The sequence below is a fragment of the Nostoc sp. DSM 114159 genome (assembly GCF_053470285.1).
Map to the genome: position 1 here is coordinate 1,668,982 of NZ_JBPFEH010000001.1, position 22,521 is coordinate 1,691,502.

Here is a 22,521-nt window from a genome sequence, read left to right on the forward strand (position 1 = left end):
TCGTCTGCCCAAATTATCCCGCTTTGCGTGGGCGTAGCCAAACCCAGGTCAGGGGTAAAAAAGTTCGTAGTCAAAACTTTAGTCCTAGATTTTTAAGCACGCTTTGTGCCTGAGCAACCGGAAAAAAGAGCGATCGCATCATATATCAATCGCTCTCTCGTGCAATAATTAATTTGCTCAAACTCTATATGAGCGAAATATTCTTCTAAGTCCAATAAAGAATTTCAGCATTTGGAAAGCGCCTACTAATCTCACTCTCAAAAAAGCTACGCAACGCCTTCATTGTGTCCTTCTCATAAACGTATTTCGTCCCACCAAACTTATTACGCTTGACACTGCGTTTTGCCTCATCCATCTCTAATTTTGATTGCGGATACCAAGTTTGTAACACTTCTTTTGATCCAGGTGTGAACCGATGCGAGATTAACTCAAAGGTAAGGTTACAATCAAAATCCAGTGCCTCGTTTATTTGGTCAAACAAACGACTATAGTGCATCTGCCAATCGTCTATCGGCATAATTGGCGCAATGACCAAGCCTACTGGATAACCACCACCGCCACGCTCTCGTGGTAATGCCAACCGTCGCAATGCATTTAGTCTGGATGCTACGGATGCCGTGCCACCTTCAAACTTACCAGAAATCGGTGCGGCATTAACACTCATCCGACAGCGAGTATGCCCATTGTGTGGTAAATCGAGTAATCCATCCACAGCATCAAACTTCGATACCCAACGTAGATGTGCATTGCTACGAGTGCCAAAGTGACGGATACATTCAGCAAGACTTCCAGTTAAATGCTCAATACCCAATGGGTCAGTGTAACAGCTAACTTCAAAACTTGTAGTTTTACCCTGTTGCTCGTAGTTAGCTAAGTTTTCTAATATCTGCGGTAAGTTGGCAAAAGCGCGGATGACAGGTGGTCCCGACAAGCTACCTGCTAAGTAGCAGTATTGACAATGAGCCGGACAACCTTCGGCAAGGTGAAACTGCCAATCCGCAGAAGGTGGGATCGGACTCAGTTTAAAAGAACTAGGGGGTGCAGTAACCACCGCTAAGGTACGCTTGGCAATGTTGTAAGTATCCCGCTCAGATTCACCGCGCAGTCCCTTCAGGCGGTTCTGTGATAGTTCTTCTATTGGTAAGTTGAGTGACTGCACACGTTTAAGAATCTGCTGCCCCCAATCTTCATCTAGGGCAGCAGGTGTAAACAGTACCCGTTCAGGTATCCACAACCTTGGCGATCTTGTTTGTGTATCTGATACTGAAACTTGGTCTGTAATGGTATTCAGCAATATCTTTCTCCGTTGTTTAGTTTGCTGATTTCTGCAATTAATTTTCCAGGACTTGCTTAATTCGTCGTTCTAACAAATCGAGATCCAAACTGCCTTCATCACGGTTAATTCGGCGCACAGTAGAATTAACATTGGCCAAATTAACCAATAAATCTTGAAGAATTTCCTGCTGCTGACGGGCTTGAGTAACTTCGCGTGGTTCCTGTACTAAATCACGCACAATGGTATCTTCAGCGCGAGAGGCGATAATGGGATCGTTTTGCCCTTGAACGTGAACAAAAGTTCGTCGCCCTGGGCCTCGCTCCTCTTCTATTGGTATAACTGCTGTTACTTGGTCAGAACGCACATATTTGCCAAATCCTAAATGGACTAGTTCTGATGAGAGTATTTTCATATAATTGAAGCGTTATTTTTATGTCTTACTTATATTGTAAAATTTATAAAAGCGACTTGAAGCCATAAACCATACGGGTTATACCCAATTCAAGGTAGTAGTTTCCTTTCCTAATTGCTACTTGATGTTTTTATGTCAGTCACACTATTTTTACCAGCTTTCGGGCTTATTCTGGGATTTCACTAAGCTTAATAAACTCAAGTTTTAGATTGCAGTCTTAACTTTAGTTTGTTAAATACAGCATTTCATTAATTCGTAAGGAATTGAATTTGGCAATACCTTGCAATGGCAATGCGTCCCTTTGCAATGCTAATACCAATTCAATTAATGATTGCAACACATCCTTGGGTAAAGACGCGATGAATCGCGTCTCTACAAATAGTCTATTTGTCGCATTCTTTTTTCCAATTGGTATAATACATAAGCCGCATTGTTAATGCGTGCCCTTGCAATGCCAATGCGTTGGAATGCATTCTAACAGTCATATTTGTGCGAGTTTGATTGTAAATAATACCTGCTTCAAGTTGTAAATTTATTAGTAGCCTCTTTCTACACTGGCAGGATTGTTTAATCTTGCTCAGATTCAATGTTCTCATCTGCGATCGCAAATTCACTGATGTAGTCCCGTACAACACGCTCAAAAAATAAAGGAGCTGGTAAAGCTGTCCAATCGCTGTAGTGACCAAAGCCGTAGCGTAGTGATTCAACAAGGGCTGCTAGGTCATCAGGATTATCTTCTGGTTGACGCAAGGTAACGACAATCTCAAGGGGGTTGGGTGTAGGCCAGCGACCCGCAAATGGAGCTTGTTTAGTAAGTTGATGTACCTTTAACTCAGCTTTGTTACAAATTGGCTTTTTAGAATCATCAGTTTTTTTAACTAAAGCTTCGGTTGGACGATAGCAACTTTGACCACGAGTATATTGATGTGGTAATTCACGCGCCACAGATAGATAAGCTACACATCCAGTTTTGTTAGTTGCGCTGAGTCGAAATAAGCCAGTTGCGCTAGATGCTGAAGGAATTTTCTTGTCAGGCGGCAGTTCCTTTAGTTCTTCTTTAGTTCTGGTATCTTCTAAAGAAGTTTCTATTATATGTCTGACTTTTTTCTCAATAATGCCAGGGGCAAGTTCTTGACGAATACGAATTATACGTGCGCCCTGCCAGTCAACTTGCATATCTTGATACGAGCCAAGGTTAATTTCATTAGCATTTATTCTAATATCAGCTAACCAAGGCCATAGTTGAACGCAGTTAGAAGAATCAATCATGATCAATGGTTGCTTACCTGCTTCCACAGAATCAGAAACAACCTGTTCCACAAAGTCCATGAATCTAGTCTTGCGTACCTCCTCTTTATCAGCTAGTTTAATGGGAGTAAGTTCAGCAACAAAAGCTCGTGCGTCAGAAAAACTAATCCACGGACTGATTACTAAATTTCCTTTATCATAAGCACAGCAAAATTCACATTTACCTGTATCCACATTGATGCGGATTGCTATTGGTAAAAATGTACTTTCTATTTTGCCACGGACACGACCTTTTTGTTTCCGGACGATTGTAATTACAATAATTTCTTTTGGTCTTGCTTCCTGTGAAATATTTTGCAGGTATTTATCAACTTTTTCTTTGACATTATTAATGCGACCAGAATGAGCAAAAATTAAATCTTTTAATGCTGACTGCATCCGATGGAAAAAGTCTGCAAGTTTAAGACAGTTTGCTTTTCGAGTCTTTTCGATGGGTAATAGAAATTGCACACCAGCACCAGCCATTGCTAATGCTTTGCGGGTTGATGGTTTATTAACTTTATCATCATGCTTAACATTTTTTTGACCAGTAGGATCTGGGTAAAATTCTCTTGCCATTATTAAGCAGAAAGTTGGCTGATTGAGCTTTTCAATCTGTTGTGCAGTAGATTCCCATGCTTTAATTCGCTCACGCGATCGCTCTTTAGCTTTCAAATCTTTTCCTGGTAGAATTTCTTTCGGCCCGTGAGTCTTTTCAGGTAAGCGATTAATTTTTACTTTTAGTGTGTCTCCCCACAAAAGTTGAGTAACTTTCTGCAATAGTTTCACTTCTGTTTGTAAATGAGCTTCATAAAAGATCAATAATAAAGGTTGTTCATTGGGATACAATTGCTCCATTGCTGCTTGGTTTGCCTGAATGATGGCTTGAAGTTCATCAGTCTGATTTTTGGTATATTGGCTAAACTGAAGCGCTTTTCTTCCCGAATGAATCCCTTCTAAACGAATGCCAAAGTGTTTACTTAGTAAATCATCAATTTGTTTCTCGTTGAGTTGATCGAGATATTTCGGAGTAAACTCTAAGTTGGTATTTGTTTCAAGACCTTCTAAAACACCACCAAGCAGCGTAGGAAGATTAATCATGCGTGAAGCTGTATCATCTAGTTTGTGGATAGATGGTACTTTTTTGTAATCCTTAAATATTTCGATTCCTAATGGTTGAAGAATTTGAGCGATCGCCTCAAACGCATCTAATTTATCAATCTCTGGTACGCCTGTTTCAATACCGTATTTTTCTGACGTTTCTTCGTCGTCTTCTGAATTATCTTGAAGTCCATTACGATAAGTAAGAAGTACCTCACAGCTATTAGTAGAAGCTAAACCCAAAGCGATTTCTTGACCATCACAAGATGATCCCAGATTTAATTATCTTCGTAATATTTCAAAATCTTTATCTGTTCTCCAAACCAATTTTACCTTTTCTTTGTTGTTAGTTTTAGCATTTTTGCTGTTTTTGTCTCGTTCGGCTTTTACTTGATAGCTAAAGGCGCGATCAGTATGCTCTTGAGAAAATATGAAACCGCTAATATTTCTACGGTCATATTCAGGAGCTTTTAACTGAGTTAACCAGCGACGTTTAGAAACCTCAACTTGTAATAACGGTTGATGTAAAGATGGATAAGTAATAACTTCCAATTTCACTACAAAACTGAATTTCCCTTTTTTGTTATCTAAGGATTTCGGTTCAGTAATTAGCTCTGCAATACCAGAGTTAAATGTTTTATTGCTAGAAATAATCCGTTTGATTGACCCTAACTCTGGAAAGATTATCTGTCCAGCAATTTGACGAGCCACATAATCTGCAAGCATTCGATACGCATATTTATCTTTAGGTTGAGTTGTATCCGTCTCTTGATTCCAAGCCCAAGGTAATACTTGAGATTTGAATGGAGAAATTTTTATTAACTCTCCTCTTTCTTGCAAATCCTCCAAACGCTCAATAATGTTGATTGATATATCCTCCTTCTCAGCAAATGGTTTGAGATAGTTTATGAACCAATCATTAATAATTGGGCGAAGCATTCTATTTATTTCTTCCTCATTGCCACCAGTAAGATAAACAAAAGGTTCTGGCTCATCTCCTTTGTTAGCATGATAAAATGCGCTCTTGCTAAGACCAATCTCTGTTTCAATTCGCGTAGCATCTTCTAATACTACTTGTAGAAAATTTCGCAATGAGCCATAAGGAAGATTTTTGACAATAGCTCCTTGTTGAATCTCGCTAAAACATCCTAAAGCTGCTTTTGTCCAAGTAAGATTACAACCCTCTACTATAATTGGTGGTAGTTTATCTGGTACGCTAAAAGCCAAAGGAAATTTTGCAATTGGTTTGATTGCGCCTTGTTGTATATACAATGTATCTGAGACGAAATCACCTTCAATTTCTTCGTCTTCCTCTTCTGCAAATAAATCTTCTTCCAATTCAATTTCATTATCAAAGTTAGTCATCATTTTTACATCTCCAGTATTGTTGAAAATTCGTCAAAGCCTTCTTCTTCATCCGCAGATTCTTCCAAAGAGCGCAAGTTATCTGGATAAAGTACGCCTTCAATGCGTTGTAAAGGTTCTAGAAATGCGCTATACAGTTCTTGATAAATTTCTCGAATTACGGGGTCTTCATGGTTCACACATTTTTCTAAAATAATTCGCATCTGAACCAGCATACTATCTCGTCCAGAATCGGGTTTATCTTCTGTTGATTTTTTAGCCCAAGCTGCATCAACAAAGTAAACTGATACTGGACATCCATTCCGCATTCCTCGACCAATTGTTTGCAGAATAGCTACCATTTGATTAGCCGTAAATGATTTGAATAGTTCAGTCCCCAAACGGCTTGCTATTAAGGGTTCACGTAACAATCTATTGGCAGTTAACCACAGGTCTTTTCTTGACTGTCGCCAAGCTGTTGCTATGGCATTCAAATCTTCTGTTTCACTAAAAACTCGACTATCAAATTCTTGTGTTGCTCGTCCTGTTAAGCTATACAAAAGCTGCATATCATCTTTAGTAGGGTGAGGACGAGTGAGGAAATAAATTGAGCCAATTGCTGCATCTAGCTTTCTTTCCCCTTTGGTAAAAACAATATTGACACCTCTACCAATTGCCAGCATGGGAAAAATTAAAATGTGACAGTTTTCATCATCTCCCAATGCTTCACATTGAGCAGAAGTGATAAAATCCTTTGGTTGTTCCCCTTCTCTCAAAGAGTTAACAACTGCTTTTGTATACCTACCAACGTCAGGATAATAGTTATTGATGTATTTCTTAATATGACGAGCTTGATCGTAACTGTTAACAACTAAAGCAGCTTTACGCCGAATACCAGACTTGATATCAAATTTATTCATAGCTTTATAAATTTCAGATTTAGTCGTTCCTCTTTTGACAAGAGCATCTACCATAAGCTCAAGATTACGTATTTGCAGGTTGCGATCGCCTGCGCCACTGTATAGTAGAGGTTGGTCGCCCCGTTGACTATCTGAAAACCATTTGAAATAATAAGTGCTTTTGGCTGATGTCTGATTTTTTGGCTGACGTGCTTTGAGTAAATAATGTGGCCCTGCGTTAATATGATAGGCAGGACTGGCTTGTAAAAATGATGTAGCTGAGGTAATTAAAATAGTTGGACTGGCTTGTCCATTATCTGCCTCTAACAACCGATGAAAGCGGTGCATTAACATCCGAGGCGCACCTACAAATGTAATGTAAGATAACTCCATATTTCTAGCAGCAGTGCGTGTTGTTAGTGCTTTGAAAAAACTGTATCGCACACCAGAAAATGAACCTAAAATACTTTCGGGAATAAATTTTCTGAGTTCGGGTGATGCAGTGGATTCTACAATGGGTTCACGAATGAAGCCTTCTGCAACCATTGTTCTCGTCCCTGGTACAATTCGCTGATAACCCAAAATTACGAATGTAACAGTTATAAGTAGTTTAATTAAATCCTCAGCTTCTATAGTTAATTGATGCTTGGGAAAACAGAGTTTGAAAAATAATTCAATAATTTCTTGGACAATAGCATCACGTTGTTTAATCAGATTCTCAGCTAAGTAACGACGGAAATGATGAATGAGAGTTTTCCATTGCTGTTCTAAAGTCTCTTTGTTGATGCCTATATAATGAGGCCAAAAATCTGCTTTAAAATCTTGAGGGTTATTAACTCCTGTGCGGTCATAAAAGGCGTTATATGCTGCTTTTTCCCAAAATTCAGCTAACGCTCGACTTCTGGTAACTTCTGTTTTGGCTTCTTGTTCATCAATTTCATCTTGCTCAGTAGATTTTTTCACACTATTCAAGAGTTCGCTAACAATCCGTAATACAGTCAGCAATTGATTTTCGTAGCGTTCTTTTACCCGCGACCCTGACATATTATGGATGGTGGTAATCAAAGAGGTATTATGATTGCCAAATTCCGCTAAGTCACGACTGTAAAGTTCTATATCCCGATCGAAGAGTCGATAGTTTTCACCACGAGCAAAGCGGTTATGAATCTGTTCGAGAATTACTCTATGAATCGATCGCTCTGAGCCGGAAATACTTAAAGTTGCCGCACCATAATCATCTAAGACTTTTTGAACCATGTCGCCTTCATCGAAAACAACTAGGTCAAAAGTACGGGCAATTAATTCAAAATATCGTAATTGTTCGTAAGTTGCATGGGGTGATATTTGAGTATCAAGCGATCGCACATGACCAACCCAAATATTCGCATCCAATAAATCTCGCTGTGCTTTGTTACGACCGCACATTGTCCATAAGGGACACAGGCATTTTTTCATCTTTCCCTGTTTTCCTCCTCCTTGCAATATCTCGTTGCAAGGTGCGTAACCAAAGCCCCACAAAGACATATCAGCAGTTGAAAAGGCTGGTAGAATGCAATTCATCCCAAAAACTTCTGCTTGTTCTAAGGTGTAAGCAAAACCACCATTATTTCCTGTAGCAGCGATCGCTTCTGCAATATTGTCTGCATGGCGACGACGAGTTTCATCACCTTGACCGACAAGCATTCCCACCTTAACTTGATGAAATGCCAAATCAGCCATGTACTGTCTAGCAACTTCAATTGAGGGAAACACAAACATTGCTTTATAGTCATGTAGCCCCAACCAGACAGCTATCAAAACCAGTAAGGTTGTTTTACCCGACCCTGGCAAACCAATCAAGTGTTTGATATCCTCTAATTCCAGCACATCATCTTCTTTCCGCAGTCCTTTTCCAGCCTCCGATACCATCAGGTCAAAGCGTTCAAAGCGATCTGCCCAGTTCCCAGGCCGTCGTTCAGGATCTTGTTTTTCACGCTCGTCCATCTCAATAGCCAAATCACGCAGTTCTCTTAGGGGAATGCGAATCTTTCCTCTTGGTTGACGGTTGAGGGAATGTGTACGGCGTGCAGCAATCGGAGCTGAGATACGCGGAATGTCCAACTTCACGGAGGTTGAGTCTTCACCTAACGCAACCGCCATTGGCTGACGAGGATCGGCAACTGTAAAACCATAGGTATCGTAGGGCAAAGGGGTACTGAGAATTTGCCGCGCCTTTGTAATTAATGAATCTTCTAAAGCGTCAGTCCTTTGAAAGTGAAGTGTTTCAATATCAATTTCATACGTCCCTTGAGTATTGTTGCAGTAATGATAATTGTTGTAGAGAGCAATTGCGTGCTTAACTGACTGGTGCGTTACATAAGCCAGTGACATCTGACGCATATTGAAAATTGCTTGACGAGCTTGTGCAAAGGCAGGTGCATTTAAAATGCTGGCCATGCCTGACATTACAACTGGTGCATACTCCAGTGAATTAGTGCCGATAAATTCTTCCATGAAGACGCAAAGCCAACAAATTCGCTCTGCACTTTTCCAAAAATCAGGTTTGGTTCGCATAGGGCATCTTCTTTAAAAACTCAATGACGGAGGAGACTGACATAATTTCTAAACTGGCCGCATCAGCTTTTTTATCAAGTGTTGATTTGAGGGTGGAGATGTAGCTTGGGTTATCTTCAATTAAGCGATCGCTCACAGCCAAAATCCGACGACGATAATAAATCAGTCCCCCAATACTACGATTGAGACGCAAAGCCAGAGTCACCGGACTTGTGTAAGATTTAGCATCAATTCCAATTACTCGTTCATTAATCGCTATATCGCATAAATCCGACTCTGGATAAAGTTCAGCGTCTAGTCCGTTTTGTCTGGCTGTATCAAATATGGCTAATTCATCAATGGCTGGGCCTGTCCAGTAGGTGAGAATTTGCGGCTTGGCAATTCGTAAAATGTCTTCGTTGGGATCTACTGTCTCAGATACTTTTGGCAATTCATGGCCAATACACTGCCGAATAGGACATCGCCCTTGTGCAAAAAGTTTATTGTTAGGGTGAGGCCGCATGAGTGTGCCGCAGTATGCACAACGGTTTGCTAAACCATCAATTAGCCAGATATCCGGTACTAGGTCGAAAAATCTATCAATAATCATTCCCTGTAAAGGAGTTAAGTCATTTTCAACCAAGTAATCTAATAGTTGGCGTTGTCCTATCAGAGAATACCTACCAAACAACTGTCGTAATGCAGTGTAAGCCTTATGTTGACGACGGCCGCCCAATCTTTGAGTTGCGTCGCATAACTCTGTATAGAGACGATGTTCAATGACATTATTTTCCCCAAAACCGCCACTGAGGTTGGCAATCTCTGCACAGTCTGAGGTGGGAACTCGCAAATCTGGATCGATGATGGTTGCTTTAGAAAAGCGAAAGTCTGATTGGTTAAAAATTCCTAACCCCCAACGCTCACAACCAAGCGGGTAGCGTGCGTTATCCAAAACAGTGTGTACACAAGCTGCGCGATCGCCTTGTCCTTCTTCAATATATAGACGACCCAATTTGCACATTGCTTGATACAGTTCTGGCGGCAATGTACTATCCTCTTGACGAACTATTTGTTGACCTGGCAGTACTCGTTCATATTGGCGAATAATTCCTTGCGCTAACAACACCACTGCATCTTCAGCCAGATCCATTGCTGGTCTGTGTCCAGTAGGTAACGGCAAAGCAGTTGCAGCGATCGTGGGTAGCCATGTAGGGTCTTGACCTTGAGCTTCTGCAAGAATTTGCATCTCTAAAGTATCGTCAGAGAAAGAAGGCAATACTTGAGTAATTGCTGCAAGTGTCCAACCTTTCTTCAATAGGAGAGCAGTTGCCAAGCCCTCTAAAATTTGACGAAATCCAAATTCTTGCCCTTTGGGTTGTGATAAAAGTTGTTTTGCTCTCCACGACCGAATGGTACGAAGGGCAGGTGATTCTATAGACAGTTCAAGGTGTTTAATCTGGCGTTTTAACTCCTTTGTCAGAGCCTCCGCAGTTCCCTGCCACTCACGCACGTCCTCAAAGTACATGGCTATGTACAATTACATCTTAATGTGTTTACAGTAAATGATGTAAATAAAAATGTCAACTTTTTATTCGCACTGTAAAAATACGCTGTACAGCGATTTAACTTACAAAAAACTTTGGTTTTCTACGTATTTCCTACATAACCTCAAGTTTTGGAATAGGCGAGCGCACTTCATAAAGCGATCGCAATTTGAGGATATCTTCCCATTCAAGATCGGTAAATGCTTGGGTAACTAGTTCTATGCCAAAGTACTGTTTTGCCGTCTCTGTCAATGTCTCCACAATCTTTGCAATCCAGTCATCTTGTTCCTGTGTGTTGCAAAGTGAGGTATTCCACGGAGCAGGTTGTTCAAAGATTTCCTGAAATAAACTTTTGTCTGTAGACAAAATCATCGAGCCGTGTTGAAGAATGGTATTTCTTCCCTTGCGTTGGGCACTACCAATAAATTTACTTCCATCGGCAGTAACTAAGTCGGCTGCTGTTGCTGTGTTGAAGCAACTGGGATTGTGAATGTAACCTCGTCCAGCCGAACCATAATTTAACTCAATATTCAAGGTTTGCCAGCCTTGGATCAAAAAGTTACAGATTTTTTCATAAGTACCCCAGCTTTTTCCAGTACTAGCTGAGGTAATCAGGGCGTAGCTTAAGTCTCCTTGGTGGAGAACAGCTCTACCTCCCGTTGGCCGACGAACTAGATCGAGTGCCTTTCCCTGGTAAATCAAATTATGCCACTCGGCAGGCCATTGTTTTTGCAGATGTCCCAAGGAAAGAGCATAAGGATACCAGGTATAAAAACGCAAGGTAGGCGGATGCTGTCCGTTTTCACATTGGTTGAACAACCAAGCATCGATCGCCATTTGCACTCCCCCTGATGTCTGAAGCATTGGGATGAAACGCCAGGTGGATGGTGATTCGGTTGCTAGTTGTCTCATAGATTTCAGACTATAGAAAGAAAATCAAATAATTGATGCGCCATTTCTAATTTAGAACAAGGTGCAATTTCTACCTGATTTCCTTGACTATCTAAAAATATCGCTTGATTATTATCGCTACCAAAACCACTATCCGGCCGATCGATGGGATTGGCAACAATGACATCGAGTTTTTTATTCTGTAATTTCTCTAATGCGGGCTTGACAATATCTCCACTTTGTGCGGCAAAACCAATTAATCTTTGATGCGGCTGTTTGAGTTTTGCTAATTGGGCGACTATATCTGGTACGGGTTCCAAGTGTAAAGCTTGGGGGAGCGATCGCTTGGGTAATTTTTCTGTACTATAATCTTTTGGCTTCACATCGGCCACGGCTGCTGACATGACAATGATATCAGCGTTGGGTAAACATTCCACCATCACGTGCTGCATTTGGTCGGCACTAACAACGGGAATCGCTTGTACTCCCAATGGTACATCCCAACTAGCTGGGCCATGTACCAGAGTGACGTTTGCGCCTCGGTGAAATGATGCTTGCGCTAAAGCTAATCCCATTTTACCTGTGGAAGGATTACCAATAAACCTCACTGGGTCAAGAAATTCTCGCGTTCCCCCAGCACTAATTAAGACTCGTTTATCAACTAAATCTCGTTTGCCTTGAGTGTGTAACAGCGATTGGATGTGAGCGAATATTTCTGGAGGTTCTGCTAATCTACCAGCACCGATGCGATCGCACGCTAATAATCCTGATGCTGTATTCATCCCATGATATCGGCTATCGATTAATAACTGTTGCCAATTCCGTTGCACCGATTGCTGTTCCCACATATCAGTATTCATTGCCGGTGCTAACAGCACGGGACAAGTAGAAGCCAGCACAGTATTTGTGAGTAAATTATCAGCCATCCCGTAGGCTAATTTGGCTAATGTATTAGCTGTTAAAGGGGCAATTACCATCACATCTGCCCATTCACCCAACTCAATATGTAACGGACGAGAGTGAGTTGATTGCCAGAAATCATCATCTGTGTAGGCGGGATGACGAGATAAGGTTGATAAAGTCAGAGGCGTGATAAATTTTTGCGCCGAACGGGTGAGGATAACTCGAACCTCTACCCCACTTTTAAACAGCGTCGAAACCAATTCACAGATTTTGTAGGCGGCGATACCGCCACCTACAGCAATAAGAACCCTGTTCAATTTTAGATTTTGGATTTTGGATTTTGGATTTAAAGGAGATTGCATTGGTACTTTCGGATTAAGCAAGTGATACATTAACCCCTGATAATCTCTGATTGTAGCCAGTTGACCCCAATCTAAAATCTAAAATTTAAAATCCAAAATTGTTACGCTTCATCGTAGGGTTCCAAGTCTAAGAGGTAGATATAGGGTTCAACTAACTCCGGACGCTGAAATGCGATCGCTCGCAATAGATGCCAATCATTTAAACCCTCAAAAGCATTACTATAATTATCCAGTTCCAGACGTGTAGCTAGTTTTTCTACTTCCACTGCACTCATGGCAGCAATTTCTTTTTGGGAAATGCTTAGAGTTGTCATAATACTTGCCCCTCCCTTATGCAGCACTTGCCTTCAGCATGGGTTAAGTTGCGCTCTTTCGCAGCCACCCAATATATATTACTCATTAGAAGTCATTAAGTTCGTGAAAATTGTCAGAATTTGTACCAGAATTTATAAAAAATTCGTAATCCTGACTAAGCAATTGTATTTACAACGAAATTTCGTAGCACTTCTAACGTTTTTGGATCTATTTCATGCCCCATATCAAATTCGTGGTATTCTACCGCCACTCCTAAAGACTTTAGAGTTTCTCGTGCCTTCAAAGCAGCTTGCAGGGGAACAACTTCATCATATTTACCGTGAGTGATTAAAGTCGGCGGAATCGCACTTTTAGCTGCCGTTAGTGCGTCAGGATGTAAATACCCGCTCATGACAACTAAACCTGCTAAGGGTAATTTTGAGCCGACATCTAAAGTCATTGCTCCACCTTGAGAAAATCCACTCAAAATGGTACGTGACAAAGGTATGCCAGTGGTACTTTCTAAAGATTCCAAGAAATCCGTTAGCAGTTGCCGACTTTCTGGCAACCCTTGATACATATTTTCCCCCCGCAGGTCATACCATGCCCTCCCTATCGGGGAATAGGGATAAGGATAAGGTGCATTGGGCAATACAAACTGGTAATCGGGTAAGTTGAGCAAGGGTAACAAAGATGCTACATCCTGAGCATTGGCTCCCCAACCATGCAAAGTGACAATTAAGCCTGCTGGGGGTTGAGAAGTCGCTGTGGGAACGGTAATAGCTTGTAAAGACAGAGGTTTGCTCCTAAAATTCTACTTTTATACATAGATCCTATCTCTTCAAGGAGACTTAGTATTTTACGGCATTTGCTGCTTGTCTAAAGAATGCGATCGCCGTCAAGGTAATTTATGATAAATAAAAATGCGAATCACACCGATTTTGCTAAGAAAAGTTTATCTATTGTTTATAAACTCCCTCTGGTAAAAAATTCTATGCGCGATCGCTGGCTATAATTGCATTAATAAATCGGATGCGAGTTGCTATTTTAGACACCTCGCAATCCGATCATTGCATATTTTCTCTGCTAAGAGTGATAGAGCGCTAATTACGATTAAACAACCACAAAATTGTTTTTGGTTAGTGACAAACCAGCAGATAGTTGTGCAAATTGTACCTGAGTAAAGGTATTCGCACTGCCATCTTGGTCAAAAAACAATGCACCTGTAACATCGCTGTAAATAAATCGCTGAGTGCTAGTGGTTGCAGATACTCCAATCGTAAACTGATTAGCTGAAAGTGAACCTGGTGATAATCCCCCACCAAAACCAGCAACCGATACCTGAATCAGTTCATTAGTAGTGTTGAAGTTATAAATTCCATCAATGCCTTCATTGAAACTATTGAAAGCAAAAGTATCAGTACCACCAGATCCTCCATAGAGGCTATCATTACCATTGCCACCTACAAGGGTATCATTGCCAGCATTGCCATCGAGAGTATCATTCCCATTACCCCCTACAATCAAGTCATCGTATTGTGTACCGATGATATTTAATCGTTCGATATTCTTGTAGCTAACCTGATTTATCCCCGCTGTAATTGAGCCAGTGTTAGTGGTGGTATTGAAAGTCGAAGTGATTGCATCGCTACCCTCGTTGTCATGGACGATCAACAAATCGTCACCATTGCCGCCATCGATTGTGTCATTGCCACTGATAATCTCAATTAACTGAGGTTCACGGTATCCGACATCGAAAGCGTAGTTTCCTGTTATTCTATCGTTGCCATTGCTCCCCACAATATTGTCATCGTACTCTGTTCCTGCGATCTCTAATCGTTCGATATTCTTGTAGCTAACACGATTCCTGCCTGACGTAATTGAGCTAGTATTTGTGGTAGCATCGAAGGCCGAAGTGATTCCCTCGCTAGTATTGGCGGTATAGGACAACAAATCGTCACCTTTGCCGCCATCTATCGTATCATTGCCACTGCCCGAAACGAGCGTATCATTGCCACTGCTCCCCACAATATCGTCATCGTAGTCTGTACCTGTGATATCTAATCGTTCGATATTCTTGTAACTGACTAGTCTCGTGCCTGCCGTAATTAAGCCAGTATTAGTGCTAGCATCGAAAACTGAAGTGATTCCCGCACCACTGGAGTTATAGCTATAAGACAACAAGTCGTCACCTGCGCCCCCATCTATCGTATCATTCCCAGCTTTGCCGGGGTCGAGCGTATCATTGCCATTACTACCCACAATGTTGTCATTGCCGAATCCACTTGTGATATTTAATCGTTCGATATTCTTGTAGCTAACTTGATTTGTATCTGCGGTAATTAAGCCAGTATTCGTGGTAGCATCGAAGATTGAAGTGATTCCCGCACCACTGGAGTTATAGCTATAGGACAACAAGTCGTCACCTGCGCCCCCATCTATGGTATCATTACCAGCGTTGCCAGGGTCGAGCGTATCATTGCCATTGCTACCCACAATATAGTCATCGTAGGATGTACCGATGATATTTAATCGTTCGATATTCTTGTAGCTAACCTGATTTGTGTCTGCTGTAATTGAGCCAACGTTAGTAGTAGGATTGAAAGTCGAAGTGATTCCCCTGGTAGCGTAGGAATTATAGGACAACAAATCGTCACCCTGACCTCCATCTACCGTATCATTGCCACTGTTGTACTCGGAGAACGTATCGTTGCCGTCACCACCATTCAGCAAGTTATTGCCTTTTGAAAATTGAACAATCAAATAATCGTCACCAGCACCACCGTTGAGGGTGTTATTGCCAGAGGTATAATAGGTGTCTTCAAATCGGCTTTCGTAGCCTGATGCAGAGAGAGTATCGTTGCCATCATCTCCATAGAGCAGCTGATCGCCTCCTAAAGTATCAACATTTGAAGAACCAACAGTCAAGCGATCGTCACCAGTGCCACCCAGAAGGGTGTCATTGTCCGTACCACCAAGAAGGATGTCATCGCCTGTACCACCAAGAAGGATGTCATTACCTGTACCGCCAAGAAGGGAGTCATCCCCTTCACCACCAAGAAGGGAGTCGTCCCCTTCACCACCAATAAGAGTATCATTGCCCATACCACCGCGTAGCAGGTCGTTACCACTCTTGCCATCGATTTTGTCATTACCCCCTTGACCATTGACTACATCATTTGAGTTGTCTAAACCTGTAATGTTGTTGTCGAGGTCATTGAGAAATGTCACTGTGTTCTTATTGAATAGGTTAGTTTGAGTGGAGTTGGCATTAAACACATCAAAACTGTCGGTGATGCTGGTTTGTCCATCAAACAGGATATTGCCAATAGCAGGTCGTGAAGAAGTTGCTGGCAGATTATCCAGGTTTTCTAATTTGAAGTTTTGAAGGATGACTTTTGCACCAGCCGCATATTCAAAGGTGATTTCCAGATTGCTGCCATTCTGAGTAAGCAGCAGATTTTTGGCAGTATAATAATAGCCTTCAAATTGGATGGTATCCACTTCGGCAATGACTGCTGCTGAGGGAGTTACACCTTTACCTACGCCACCGAAATCACTAATAGTATCGGTGTTCTGAACAGAGGTTTTGTCTATGTAAACAAATTTATCCTTACCACCGCCACCAGTTAGAAAATCGTTGTCCTGATCTGAGAAGGTATCGTTATCACCATTACCATTAATCGTATCTGCGCTGTTAGTGCCCAGTAGAGTATCATTCTGGTTGGTTCCAATGATATTTGCCATAATTTTTTCCTACCTAAATCGATTTTTTGAGTAAATTAAGTTCTCAAGTTGCAGTTAGTGCTATTTGAGCGTACAAAAATTAGCAAAATGTTGACGTTTCGACGTTCTTTCATGTCGCTCTTGAGGGTTACGAATTTTTCTTTGAAGATTTCCCCTTTGATTGGATTTTACGTAGCACTTACTCAAACTATCTAAGTCTTAGGCACTGTACAAATTCATGAGCGTGTGGATTAGATTCACAAAAAAACTAGCTTTAGGATTATTTCAATCATCTTTATATCAGTAGCATAGGCTGTAAAAACCGTAGGCATCACTGAAAAAGAGTATACAAATCAAGCTTGAATGCCTAAAAACCACAGCCCATAATTTAGTTGGTTTGTTAATGCGTAAGTCTTACTAGCTTAAAAATAGGGAACACTTGACAGAGCATAGAAGAAGGAATCTTTATGTCCTCGTTGTGGGTTATTGTCTGTGGGTGTTTAGCTTGAAAATAGGAAACATCTAAATAACCTGATAATAATTAAATACCGAATATTTACTTAGATGTCTATATCCAAATAAAAATCTTCGCATACTCTTCATATTATTTACTGATAAATGCATATCGCTTATGCGCGATTAATCGATAATGCTTCTGTGGAGACTAGATTCGTTAGATAGCTATAAAATAAAATTGGCTCTAGCTGGTTGTCCTCGGTTGACTAAGTTATGGTCTGGTTTTCCTGATAGTTTGAAAGCTTCTTGAGTTTATAATATTTTTTAAGAACTATTACACAAGCAACTCAGTACTATAATTATTCTGATTCTTAATGAAATTTTAGAGTAATCCAGCCCGTTCAAAGATTGTATGAGGGGTAATTTCTAATTCTGGTAGCAAATTATCAGTAATTACTTCATGAGATCGATAAGTAATCAGTAAAGAAGATAGCGCAAATACAGTTACAGTTCTAGCTTTTGTATCAACCACCCAAACACGATAAATACCAGCTTTCAGATAATCAGTGGCAATTTCTGCAATTTCACCAAAAGTTTGACCAAGTGAAATGATTTCGATGACTAATTCAGGTGCGACAGGACAAGCTTCGTCTAATAGCCAATCAGCAGGAAGACGTTTATAAGAAATATAGGCCAGATCGGCCACAGGCATCCAATCTTGTTGGTTTCGTGTTAGTTTAATTGCCCATTCAATCACAACCCGACCCTTTGCTTGTGCCCATGCAGACAATAGTAGAAATAAAGCACCTGTAGTCGAGCCATGAAAAAATTTTGGTGACATTTCATTATCTTTATACTTGGGCACAGCTTCACCGTTAACAAACTCGTATGTAATATCTCCTTCAGGAAGTGCGAGAAATTCTTCTAGGGTTAGGCGTTGATTAGAAGACTGAACCATAGATGTTATGTGGGTAAAAGATGCTTACTTTTAGTTTAGGCGATCGCAAATATGAGAGACTAAGCCTACTTAGTTTTTATTTCCAGCATTTTCAACAGTGCTGATGGGGGATGTAAGCATATAAATTACACGAGTCAACAATATTATTCCTCATGGTCTTGAAGTGAACCAAGGCTTATGCAAAACTTGAGATCCTTCGCTTCTAGCCTACTTTTAAGGAATTAATCAATGGCGCGTCTAGCCCTGCTGAGTGTATCTAACAAAACTGGTTTAATTGACCTCGCCCGTAGCTTGGTTGAAGAATTCGACTTTGATTTAATCAGCAGTGGGGGAACAGCCCAAGCACTCAAAGATGCGGGACTCCCTGTCACCAAAGTTGCTGATTATACAGGTTCGCCAGAAATTTTAGGTGGTCGAGTCAAAACCTTACATCCCCGAATTCATGGCGGAATTTTGGCACGGCGGGATGTTCCCCAAGATATTACAGATTTAGAAAATAACCAAATTCGCCCGATTGATTTAGTGGTGGTGAATCTTTATCCTTTTGAGGAAACGATCGCTAAACCTGGGGTAACATTAGCTGAAGCTGTTGAACAGATTGATATTGGTGGCCCAGCTATGTTAAGGGCATCATCGAAAAACTTCGCCCATCTCGCTGTATTATGCGATCCGGCACAGTATGACGAGTATTTGCAGGAATTACGCCAAAATAACGGCGAAGCATCTTTAGAGTTTCGGCAAAAGGCAGCATTAAAAGGATTTTCGCACACTGCTAGTTATGACCAAGCGATCGCATCCTACCTTGCAGAAGCACAGCAGTACACTCTTAGCGGTACACAATTGCAATCTCTGCGTTACGGCGAGAATCCTCATCAACCTGCCACCTGGTATCAAACTGGTACTACTCCAACGGGATGGGCAGCCGCGACGAAACTGCAAGGTAAAGAACTCAGTTACAATAACTTAGTTGATTTAGAAGCCGCACGCCGAATCATTGCTGAATTCACTGATACCCCAGCCGCAACGATTATCAAACATACAAATCCCTGTGGTACGGCACTGGGAAACACTATTTCAGAAGCGTATCAAAAAGCTTTTAACGCTGACTCTACTTCTGCCTTCGGTGGAATTGTCGCACTCAACCGTCCGATTGATGCGGCTACGGCTAGCGAGTTAACGAAAACATTTTTAGAGTGTGTGGTTGCACCAAGTTGTGACGCGGAAGCTCAAGAAATCCTGGCTAAGAAATCCAACGTGCGGGTTTTGACTCTAGCTGATTTGAGCAGTGGTCCTAAGGATACAGTGAAAGCGATCGCAGGTGGTTTCCTTGTCCAGACTAGCGATGATATCATTGCTGATACTAGTCAATGGCAAGTTGTGACTGAACGTCAACCCAGCGACAGCGAATTAGCCGAGTTGCTGTTTGCTTGGAAAGTTTGCAAACACGTTAAATCTAATGCCATTGTTGTCACAAGCGATCGCACTACACTAGGAGTAGGCGCTGGTCAAATGAACCGCGTTGGCTCAGTTAAAATAGCTCTAGAACAAGCTGGAGATAAAGCCAAAGGTGCAACTCTCGCCAGCGATGGATTTTTCCCTTTTGATGATTCAGTCAAAACAGCCGCCGCCGCAGGAATTACAGCCATTGTCCAACCAGGGGGAAGTTTGCGCGATAAAGATTCTATCATTGCTGCTAACGAACTGGGTTTACTGATGGTCTTAACTGGTGTACGTCACTTTTTACACTAAATCATTGCTTATTAGGTGTGCAGTTTACAAACTGTCACACTAAATACTTTCTTTATAATTGAAGCAATGATATTATCTAATGGTGTGTGAGGAGCAAGTTAAAAATAAAAAGCGCCTGGGGTGGAAACACGGCAACACTCCCAAGCGCTTTTTAATTTGTCAAAAATTGGGTTTTCTGTGGGGTTTTAGAATTGTCACTCAATATACTTGCCTTTTGATATAAGCAGTGATATTTTGGAGTCGTGTGTGAGGAGCAAGTTAAAAATAAAAAGCGTTTGGGGTGGAAACACGGCAACACTCCCAAGCGCTTTTTAATTTGTCAAAAATTGGATTGCTTGTGCAGTTTTGAAAATATCACTCAAAATACTTGCCATTTGATAGAAGTAGTGATATGGTTTATTTGTGTGTGAGGAGCAAGTTAAGAATAAAAAATGTCTGGGGTGGAAACACGGCAACACTCCCAGGCATTTTTTAATTTGTATATAGAAATTATAGAAATTAACGCTTCCAAAATAATTTCATATTTTTATTTCCAGTTAAAGACAGGAATATTGTTAAAGTTAATCGCGCCATATCTGGTCTCGATTGTCGTGCATACATGAAACGACGTTTAATCACTCGCGATAAACATAAAAGCCGAGGAAAATCCAAAAAAATTACTGTGTCTGCAACCGACAAACGAAGGTCGAGAGTACCGCCATAGTTACCATCCATAATCCAAGATTCTCGTCGGATTAGGTCTTGAATTATGCTTTGCCATTCAGTTTTTGGAGTCTCAATCCAACCAGGATTCCAGTACCAAGCATCCAAGTGAATCACTTCTAAACCTAAGATGGTTCCCAGTTCGCGGGCTAGGGTAGATTTACCAGCACCTCCAGAACCAATGATTAAGATTTTCTTCACCTTAGATGTGCTTCTCCCTTTTCAAGCTCAAGAGGTAAGCATTGCTCACCCAAATAACCGTCTTCAGGGCAACTCAATACGCCGCTACAATAGTACCACTACAAGGATTATGCCCAAATTATTGATATTATGACCATTGCTACGAACGTAAAAACTGAGTATGAAGCGATTATTGGTTTAGAAACCCATTGTCAACTGAGTACCAATACCAAGATTTTCTCTAATAGCTCTACGGCATTCGGCTCTGACCCCAATACTAACATTGACCCGGTTTGTATGGGTTTACCTGGGGTCTTACCTGTACTCAATCAAAAAGTATTAGAATACGCCGTCAAAGCTGGTTTGGCACTAAATTGTCAAATCGCTAAATATAGCAAATTTGACCGTAAGCAGTATTTTTATCCAGATTTACCCAAAAATTACCAAATTTCTCAATACGATCTACCGATCGCAGAACATGGTTGGCTAGAAATTGAGTTGGTGGATGCTGAGGGTAATCCGACTCGCAAACGCATTGGTATTACGCGTCTGCACATGGAAGAAGATGCGGGAAAATTGGTACACGCTGGTAGCGATCGCCTTTCTGGTTCTGCCTATTCTTTGGTAGATTACAATCGCGCAGGTATCCCATTAGTAGAAATTGTTTCCGAACCCGATTTGCGTTCTGGACTAGAAGCGGCTGAATATGCCGAAGAGTTGCGTCGGATTGTCCGGTATCTCGGCGTGAGTGACGGCAATATGGAACAAGGATCTCTGCGGTGCGATGTCAACATTTCCGTGCGTCCTGTGGGACGAAAGGAGTTTGGCACCAAGGTAGAAATTAAAAACATGAACTCCTTTAGCGCCATCCAACGGGCGATTGACTACGAAATTGAACGCCAAATCGCCGCCATCGAAGCAGGCGATCGCATCATTCAAGAAACTCGGCTGTGGCAAGAAGGCGCTCAATGTACAAGTAGTATGCGGGTAAAAGAAGGTTCTAGCGATTACCGTTACTTCCCCGAACCAGATTTAGCACCAATTGAGGTGTCAAATGAACAATTAGAGAAGTGGCGGAGCGAATTACCAGAATTACCAGCTCAAAAACGCCATCATTATGAAAGCGAATTGGGGCTTTCCGCTTACGATGCGCGAGTGTTGACAGAAGATCGTTCAATCGCCGAATATTTTGAAACTGCGATCGCATCTGGAGCAAATGCCAAAGCTGCTGCCAACTGGATTACTCAAGATATTGCCGCCCACCTGAATAAGCAAAAACTCACTATTACTCAAATCGGACTGACTCCCACCAATTTAGCAGATATTATCACTCGCATTGAAACCGGCAAAATTAGCAATGCTCAAGCTAAACAAAAGTTGCCAGATTTGCTCAGTGGTATTTCTCCTGAGAAAGCCTTTGCAGGACAAGAGTTAATTACCGATCCTAGTGTACTAGAACCGATTGTCGATGAAGTCATAGCCGCCAACTCCAAAGAAGTAGAAAAGTATCGCAACGGTAACACTAACCTTAAAGGCTTCTTTGTCGGACAAGTTCTCAAAAAAACAGACAAACGTGCCGATCCTAAGCTGACTAACGAATTGGTCGAGAAAAAACTGAACGCCTAGCGATCTATCAAGCTAACTTCGCTGGGTGAGGAAGCAGGAGGGGCAGAGGAGACAAGGGGGACAAGGGGGACAAGGGGGAATTATTGAACAATTCTCTCCCTTGTCTCCCCCTTCTACCTTGTCTACCTTGTCTCTTCTCCACGCCCAATGCCCAATTCCCCAACTAAGTATTTTCCCGGTCTTGCTTCACACAATCTTCATATAAAAACTGGTGACAACCCTCATACGTAAAATGATATGCTGTGGTAAGTAGATGCACCCTGATGATCTGGAGAGCTG

Annotated in this window: 14 protein-coding genes and 1 pseudogene; 2 read left to right on the top strand and 13 right to left on the bottom strand. The window is 41.4% G+C overall.

Features of this window, described 5'->3' with window-relative positions; all coding sequences use genetic code 11:
• Positions 1-205: 205 nt before the first annotated feature.
• From ACR5KR_RS06735 to ACR5KR_RS06790, 12 genes and pseudogenes are all read right to left on the bottom strand, one after another.
• The gene (locus ACR5KR_RS06735) at positions 206-1,228 is read right to left on the bottom strand and encodes a spore photoproduct lyase family protein (RefSeq protein WP_448270117.1); all 1,023 of its coding nucleotides are present in this window, start codon (positions 1,226-1,228) and stop codon (positions 206-208) included.
• A 103-nt stretch (positions 1,229-1,331) separates the two neighbouring features.
• Positions 1,332-1,688 (bottom strand): hypothetical protein, encoded by a 357-nt coding sequence (locus tag ACR5KR_RS06740; RefSeq protein WP_104900334.1) that lies wholly within the window; start codon positions 1,686-1,688, stop codon positions 1,332-1,334.
• A 567-nt stretch (positions 1,689-2,255) separates the two neighbouring features.
• A complete protein-coding gene (locus ACR5KR_RS06745) occupies positions 2,256-4,319 on the bottom strand; it encodes an RNaseH domain-containing protein (RefSeq protein WP_448265917.1) in 2,064 nt (687 codons plus the stop codon).
• Between the two features lie 39 nt (positions 4,320-4,358).
• Positions 4,359-5,444, bottom strand: coding sequence for a pPIWI_RE module domain-containing protein (locus tag ACR5KR_RS06750; protein WP_448265918.1), 1,086 nt, complete (start codon positions 5,442-5,444; stop codon positions 4,359-4,361).
• 2 nt (positions 5,445-5,446) lie between these two features.
• A complete protein-coding gene (locus tag ACR5KR_RS06755) occupies positions 5,447-8,872 on the bottom strand; it encodes a pPIWI_RE_Z domain-containing protein (RefSeq protein WP_448265919.1) in 3,426 nt (1,141 codons plus the stop codon).
• A complete protein-coding gene (locus ACR5KR_RS06760; protein WP_448265921.1) occupies positions 8,856-10,376 on the bottom strand; it encodes a restriction endonuclease-related protein in 1,521 nt (506 codons plus the stop codon). Before ACR5KR_RS06760 ends, ACR5KR_RS06755 begins: the two co-directional genes overlap by 17 nt.
• A 133-nt stretch (positions 10,377-10,509) precedes the next feature.
• Positions 10,510-11,307, bottom strand: coding sequence for a lipoyl protein ligase domain-containing protein (locus tag ACR5KR_RS06765; RefSeq protein ID WP_448265922.1), 798 nt, complete (start codon positions 11,305-11,307; stop codon positions 10,510-10,512).
• A gap of 5 nt (positions 11,308-11,312) precedes the next feature.
• Positions 11,313-12,551, bottom strand: a complete 1,239-nt coding sequence (gene coaBC / locus ACR5KR_RS06770) for a bifunctional phosphopantothenoylcysteine decarboxylase/phosphopantothenate--cysteine ligase CoaBC (RefSeq protein WP_448265923.1) — start codon at positions 12,549-12,551, stop codon at positions 11,313-11,315.
• A 101-nt stretch (positions 12,552-12,652) separates the two neighbouring features.
• Positions 12,653-12,865 carry a protein IsiD gene (gene isiD, locus ACR5KR_RS06775; protein ID WP_322698325.1) on the bottom strand — a complete coding sequence of 71 codons (213 nt, stop codon included), beginning with the start codon at positions 12,863-12,865 and terminating at the stop codon, positions 12,653-12,655.
• Positions 12,866-13,020: 155 nt separating this feature from the next.
• A complete protein-coding gene (locus ACR5KR_RS06780; RefSeq protein WP_448270119.1) occupies positions 13,021-13,626 on the bottom strand; it encodes an alpha/beta hydrolase in 606 nt (201 codons plus the stop codon).
• 332 nt (positions 13,627-13,958) lie between these two features.
• Positions 13,959-16,592 (bottom strand): annotated as a pseudogene (locus ACR5KR_RS06785) (beta strand repeat-containing protein); the annotation flags it as partial.
• A gap of 817 nt (positions 16,593-17,409) precedes the next feature.
• Positions 17,410-17,985: a Uma2 family endonuclease gene (locus ACR5KR_RS06790; protein ID WP_448265924.1), complete on the bottom strand. Its 576-nt coding sequence runs from the start codon at positions 17,983-17,985 to the stop codon at positions 17,410-17,412.
• A gap of 228 nt (positions 17,986-18,213) precedes the next feature.
• On the opposite strand from ACR5KR_RS06790, the gene purH reads away from it, so the two are divergent.
• Positions 18,214-19,734: a bifunctional phosphoribosylaminoimidazolecarboxamide formyltransferase/IMP cyclohydrolase gene (gene purH, locus ACR5KR_RS06795; protein ID WP_448265925.1), complete on the top strand. Its 1,521-nt coding sequence runs from the start codon at positions 18,214-18,216 to the stop codon at positions 19,732-19,734.
• 498 nt (positions 19,735-20,232) lie between these two features.
• Here the strand turns inward: purH and ACR5KR_RS06800 are convergent, their stop codons facing one another.
• Entirely contained in the window at positions 20,233-20,637 is a 405-nt protein-coding gene (locus tag ACR5KR_RS06800) for a hypothetical protein (RefSeq protein WP_448265926.1), read from the bottom strand.
• Between the two features lie 129 nt (positions 20,638-20,766).
• Between ACR5KR_RS06800 and gatB the strand changes: the two genes are divergently transcribed.
• Positions 20,767-22,242 (top strand): Asp-tRNA(Asn)/Glu-tRNA(Gln) amidotransferase subunit GatB, encoded by a 1,476-nt coding sequence (gene gatB, locus ACR5KR_RS06805; RefSeq protein WP_448265927.1) that lies wholly within the window; start codon positions 20,767-20,769, stop codon positions 22,240-22,242.
• The last annotated feature ends 279 nt before the right edge of the window (positions 22,243-22,521 follow it).

Excerpts from the sequence above, each read along its gene's own strand:
- gatB (WP_448265927.1), top strand. The coding sequence starts at position 20,767 with ATGACCATTGCTACGAACGTAAAAACTGAGTATGAAGCGATTATTGGT.
- ACR5KR_RS06740 (WP_104900334.1), bottom strand. The coding sequence starts at position 1,688 with ATGAAAATACTCTCATCAGAACTAGTCCATTTAGGATTTGGCAAATAT.
- ACR5KR_RS06765 (WP_448265922.1), bottom strand. The coding sequence starts at position 11,307 with ATGAGACAACTAGCAACCGAATCACCATCCACCTGGCGTTTCATCCCA.
- isiD (WP_322698325.1), bottom strand. The coding sequence starts at position 12,865 with ATGACAACTCTAAGCATTTCCCAAAAAGAAATTGCTGCCATGAGTGCA.
- ACR5KR_RS06755 (WP_448265919.1), bottom strand. The coding sequence starts at position 8,872 with ATGCGAACCAAACCTGATTTTTGGAAAAGTGCAGAGCGAATTTGTTGG.
- coaBC (WP_448265923.1), bottom strand. The coding sequence starts at position 12,551 with ATGCAATCTCCTTTAAATCCAAAATCCAAAATCCAAAATCTAAAATTG.
- ACR5KR_RS06760 (WP_448265921.1), bottom strand. The coding sequence starts at position 10,376 with ATGTACTTTGAGGACGTGCGTGAGTGGCAGGGAACTGCGGAGGCTCTG.
- ACR5KR_RS06750 (WP_448265918.1), bottom strand. The coding sequence starts at position 5,444 with ATGATGACTAACTTTGATAATGAAATTGAATTGGAAGAAGATTTATTT.
- purH (WP_448265925.1), top strand. The coding sequence starts at position 18,214 with ATGGCGCGTCTAGCCCTGCTGAGTGTATCTAACAAAACTGGTTTAATT.
- ACR5KR_RS06790 (WP_448265924.1), bottom strand. The coding sequence starts at position 17,985 with ATGGTTCAGTCTTCTAATCAACGCCTAACCCTAGAAGAATTTCTCGCA.